A 4,904-nucleotide genomic window follows, 5' to 3' on the forward strand; every position below is an offset into this window, starting at 1 on the left:
CCGATCTGTTTGTGTCCATGCCCCGCTGGCTTTGGTCAAAATATCTCTGGTGCGGTCTGTGTTGCCGTCGCCATCGACGTCTATCGTAATTGACGTGTTGAGACCGTTGCCGGATGTGGTTGTTGTTACGGAACCCTTTGCCGCACCTGAGCCGTCTATGGTTGTTGCTGTTTGCACGACGTCGCCATCAGCCTCAAACGTGGTTGTGCCGGTGGTGACGAATTCACTTGTGCCGTCACCGTCGTAATCCGCACTCCAGCTGGTGTTGAAGCCATCGTCGCTGGAAGTGGCAACAGTCTTGGCCAGCCGCGCGCCACCACCGTCGGTGTAGTCGGCTGTCACAGTCTGACCACCGTCCGCCGCCAGCACTGTGGTCGATGTTGCAACAAGCTCATCTAAGCCATCGCCGTTCCGGTCGGTGCCGGAGGTGACGGTCAAACCGTCGCCGCTGATAGTTGTGGAGTTGTTTGCGACCAGTGTCCCGACAGCGTCATAATACTCATCCCGACGGGTTTGCGACCCGTCATCGGCGACAGTCGATGTCATTACAATGTCATCGACGCCATTGCCATCGAGATCGACGGACCGTGTGGAGGAGCGACCGTCCGCGCTGACCACGTTCGTATCCGTACCGATCGTGGACCCATCTGCGGCTGTTTGCGTGACAGTCGTGGTCTCAATGCCGGCAGCGCTCAGATCGTAAACCTGCGTGGTGGTGAGATCATCATCTCCGTCATTGTCCCAGTCTTCCCGCGTCGTGGTGGTCCAGCCATCGCGGGAGGTCTCGGTAACCGTGCGACGATAAACGGCACCATTTTCAGTTTTTTTCTCAACAGTTTGCGTGGTGGACCCATCGGCATTGAGCACGGTTGTGCCGTCCATGCTGCGCTCGTAGACCCCATCGCCATCCGCATCATACTGGGTAGAGGATTGCAGCCCATTGTCACTGACCGTTGTGACTATCTGGCTTTGAAGAGATCCGTCGCTGTTGAGCCCGATCTCGGTCACGGTGAGAGTGCCATCGTCGCCAACCACGCGATGAACACGCATATCTATAGCACCATCACCATTGATATCCGTTGTTTCCAGGATATCGCGACCGTTGTCGCTTGTGGTCGTGATCACCTGCGAACGCAACACATCACTGACACCAGTAACGTCCTGCACTTCAGCAACAACGGTCGTACTACCATCGTCATTCAGAGTAGTACGACTCCAGTATTCCTGATCTGTGCCCCCATCACCATCAGCATCTTTGTCCGTCCGTCTTACTAGCCCGTCATCTCTAGTCCACGTTTTTTCTCCATAGAGTAGAGTTCCGTCTTCAGCGTACGTCGTGTTGAATATTGTGTTTCCACCAGCAGCCCACAGAACGGTTTTGGATTCATGAATGCGTTCAGAAACACCATCTCCGTTTTGGTCCTGAGTTGTGGTCGTCAACAATCCGTCATCGCTGATAGTCGTCACAGTCTGGCTGCGGAGACTATTGTCCCCGTTGCGCACCGTACCGGTGGTTGTCCGACCGCCATCCGCGTTCAGGACTGTCGCCTGCGTCGATGTGACATCCGTATCACCATCCCCATCCAGATCCGTGGCAATGGTGGCGGTCAGTTCGTCCGCACTCACGTGTGTCTGCTGCGTATAAAGCGTTGTCCCATCGGCGCTGAACCGCGTCTCCAACTCCGTCATGCTACCATCAGCATGCTTTTCCAAGCGCACCGTCACATCCGTTGCACCATCTCCGTTCACGTCACTATCAGTGATCGTCAGACGCCGATCCGCGCTCTGGGACGTTGTGGAATGTCCCAGAAGCGTAGATTGATCGCCGGCATAACTTGTCGTGGTGCTGAGCGTGCTACCATCCGCATTAGAGATCTGCGTCGAAACGGTCTTCCCATCGTTGCTGCCATCGCCGTTGACGTCGGACAGGGAGGTAACTGTCAGCCCGTCCCCGCTGGTGGTGACCTCCTGTTCGCTGATGAGCGATCCGTTCTGGGCCGTTTCAGTGATGGTTCGTGTCGATGTTCCGTCCGTATTCTCAACTGTCACATCCGAGATCGAGCGATCCGTATCACCATCCCCGTCCGCGTCGATATCCGTGTTGATCACGAGACCATCTTCGCTGGACACCGAGACGGATTTCGCGCTGAACGATCCATCCGCATTGCGGGTCCAACTGGTGGTGGTCCGCTCTCCAGTCCCGCCATCAACGGTTACGCTTTGGCTGAGGTCGGTGGCCTGGAACACACCGTCCTGATTGTGATCGATCCAGGTCTCGGAACTGATCTTGTCGCCCCCCAGGGTGACCTTTGTTTTGCCGCGCACTGACCCATCCGTATTGGTCAGTGTCGTCTCGGTCTCGCGACTGCCATCGGCATGGATTGTGGTGGCTTCAGCCGTTGTGACATCCACATCGCCATCGCCGTCCTGATCAACAGCCGAGGTCTTGTGCAGGGCGTCATCGGATTGGCTGTGGGTGCTGGAGCTGCGAACGCTGCCATCCCCGTTCCTCACTGTCAGGGTCGAGTCCGTGGTGCCATCTGCATTCACCACTATGTCCAGATCCTCCTGAACATCTGTATCGCCGTCCCCATCCAGATCACGGGTGATGGTCTTGGTCCTGCCATCTGCCGAGACAGTCTCGGTCACCGAACTGCGCAGTGAGCCATCCTGGTTGAAATACTCAATAGTCTCCGAGCGGCTGTTATCTGCGTTGATCACAATGGTATGAGTGATCGTCAAATCCACAACACTGTCGCCATCCTCGTCAATCGCGTCCGTACGTGTCAGCCCGTCGGCCGAGACCGTCTCGGTCGAACTGCGGATCACACCTCCGTTCGGGTCAAGATCCGTGGTTACGATGGTCATGCTGTCATCCGCATGTGTCGTGCGGACCTCAATCTGGTCAAACCAGCCGCCGCCGGTGGAATCCCGTTCGATGGTCACCGTGTTACTATCGGCGCTGGTGGTTGTCTTCGTTTCGCTGAACAGAATGCCCGTGGCCAGCTCAGACCCCAGAATATTGGTGACTGTCTCGCTTTTGCTGCCATCCGGGTTGGTCACCGTGACGATGGTCTGGATACGATCCACAACGCCATCACCATTGTGGTCATAGCTGTTGGTAATCGAGGATCCATCCGCCGTGGTCACCGAGGTGATCACAAAAGAAATGGCGCCATCGGCGCCATACCCGGTTTGGATATGCGTGCGCACCCCAGCCCCGTCGATAGCCTCGCTTTCTTCGATGCGATAGCTGGCCGTCTCGGACACCAGCGTGGTATCTGCAACCGTCCCGGTGCTGCCATCCGACCAGGTAAAGGTCGTGGTGCCGGTGATCACCGAGCCATCGGGCAGCTCGATATTGGTTGCATCCGCCGTCAGATCAATCGAGGTGATCCCCAGCTCATCCAGCGTCTTCGCCTCCAGCGAGCCGTCCGCGTTGGTCACCAGAACCTTGAAGTCACCCCAGGCATCATCACTGGCGTCAAAGACACCATCGCCATTGGTGTCAAACACCGCCCGCAGCGCTTCAATATCGCTCGTCGCCGTCGGATCCCATTCCGTGAAGATGTACTCCCGCGCTTCGGAGATCGTCCCATCCCCGTCCGCGTCATAAAACAGAACCCCGTTCCCAGCCGCAGCCCAGGCCGTCCGGTTCAACAACCCATCGCCAGACGAATCCACAAAGACCGTCGAGTTCGAAAGCTGGGTCAGTTCTACGCCAGTACCGTCAAGGTCCAGAATGATCGGATGCTTGTCCTCGCCGCGGGACTCACCTGCGCGATCAACTCCGCCTCGGTCACTGCCTCTAGAGGAGCCGCCTCCACTGCGATCATTGCCATCGCCGCGATTGTTCTTGTCTCGGCCACTGGCATGTGGATCAATGTCGTTTGCTATTTCGGATGGCGTCCTCGTGGTGTAACCACGCACTTCACTTATTTCTGCTTGGATGTCTTTTTCGGTCTTTCCGCGACGTGCTCCATCGTCGTAGATATCTCGCTCTGTAACCCCATCGTGCTCCAGAGCGGATTCAACAACTTTCTTAAAATCGTCTATTCCATTCCAGGACTCTTTGACTTCAGCTGCCGTGGGAGCAGCGTCCGGTCTAGGTTGCGTGCCAAATATCTTACCCAACCATGCGTCGAATTGCGTCAGCTTTTGACCGACCCAACCTCCAACAGCAGTGGCCGCGCCGATCGCAACCTGAGAAACACCGTTCAAGATCGCGCCCGCAAGATGCAGGGGCGCCGTCAAGAGATCCGTTACTCCATCAATGAACCCGTTGGGTTCTGCGTCAAGCAACCCGTCAATCCCATCGTTAATGGCATTACCCACGCGCCCCAGAAATCCCGACATGTTGTGCACTCGAATACCATCCGCAATGTAGGTATGGTGCTGTTCCACCTCAAAGTTGTAGACATCAAATCCACCCTGCGCGTTCCGCAGATCCTCCAGACCATCGATAACCGCTATCGAGGTCCCGGAATGCCCGATTGAGACAGATGGGAATGTGGTACATTCAAAGGCCTCTACAAAGCTGCCTTCCCGCATCAATTGCATATCGCCATTTGCTAGAATTCCAGTTGCCACAGATGCGTGGTCGGCACTCGTGCCTACAAATTTGGTCATACTGTCCCCTTCCCACCGCCCAGTTCGTGACGGATTAAATCAGTCTTCTTTTTGATGTAACAAAATTAAATCAAGTGCTTATGATGCACCCTGCTCTCTTCACCCTGTGACTTCGAAAATTGCTCGGGCGCTGGTAGGTGTGGAGAAATCTCTTCCCATTCGTCAGCCTCATAAATCGCCGATAACGTGACCGCTGAACGCTGCAATACATAGTCTTCAGGCTTCGGTAAGTGGGGTGTGAATGTCCAGCGGAAGGGAAGCTTCGGGCCGGCCCA

2 pseudogenes are annotated in these 4,904 nt (G+C 56.1%); both read right to left on the minus strand.

From position 1 onward, the window contains the following. Positions 1-4,629: pseudogene (locus AC2TCY_RS22940) on the minus strand (beta strand repeat-containing protein); the annotation flags it as partial. Positions 4,630-4,694: 65 nt separating this feature from the next. Further along, a pseudogene (locus AC2TCY_RS22945) lies at positions 4,695-4,904 on the minus strand (hypothetical protein); the annotation flags it as partial.

The sequence above is a fragment of the Ruegeria sp. HKCCD7181 genome (assembly GCF_057221055.1).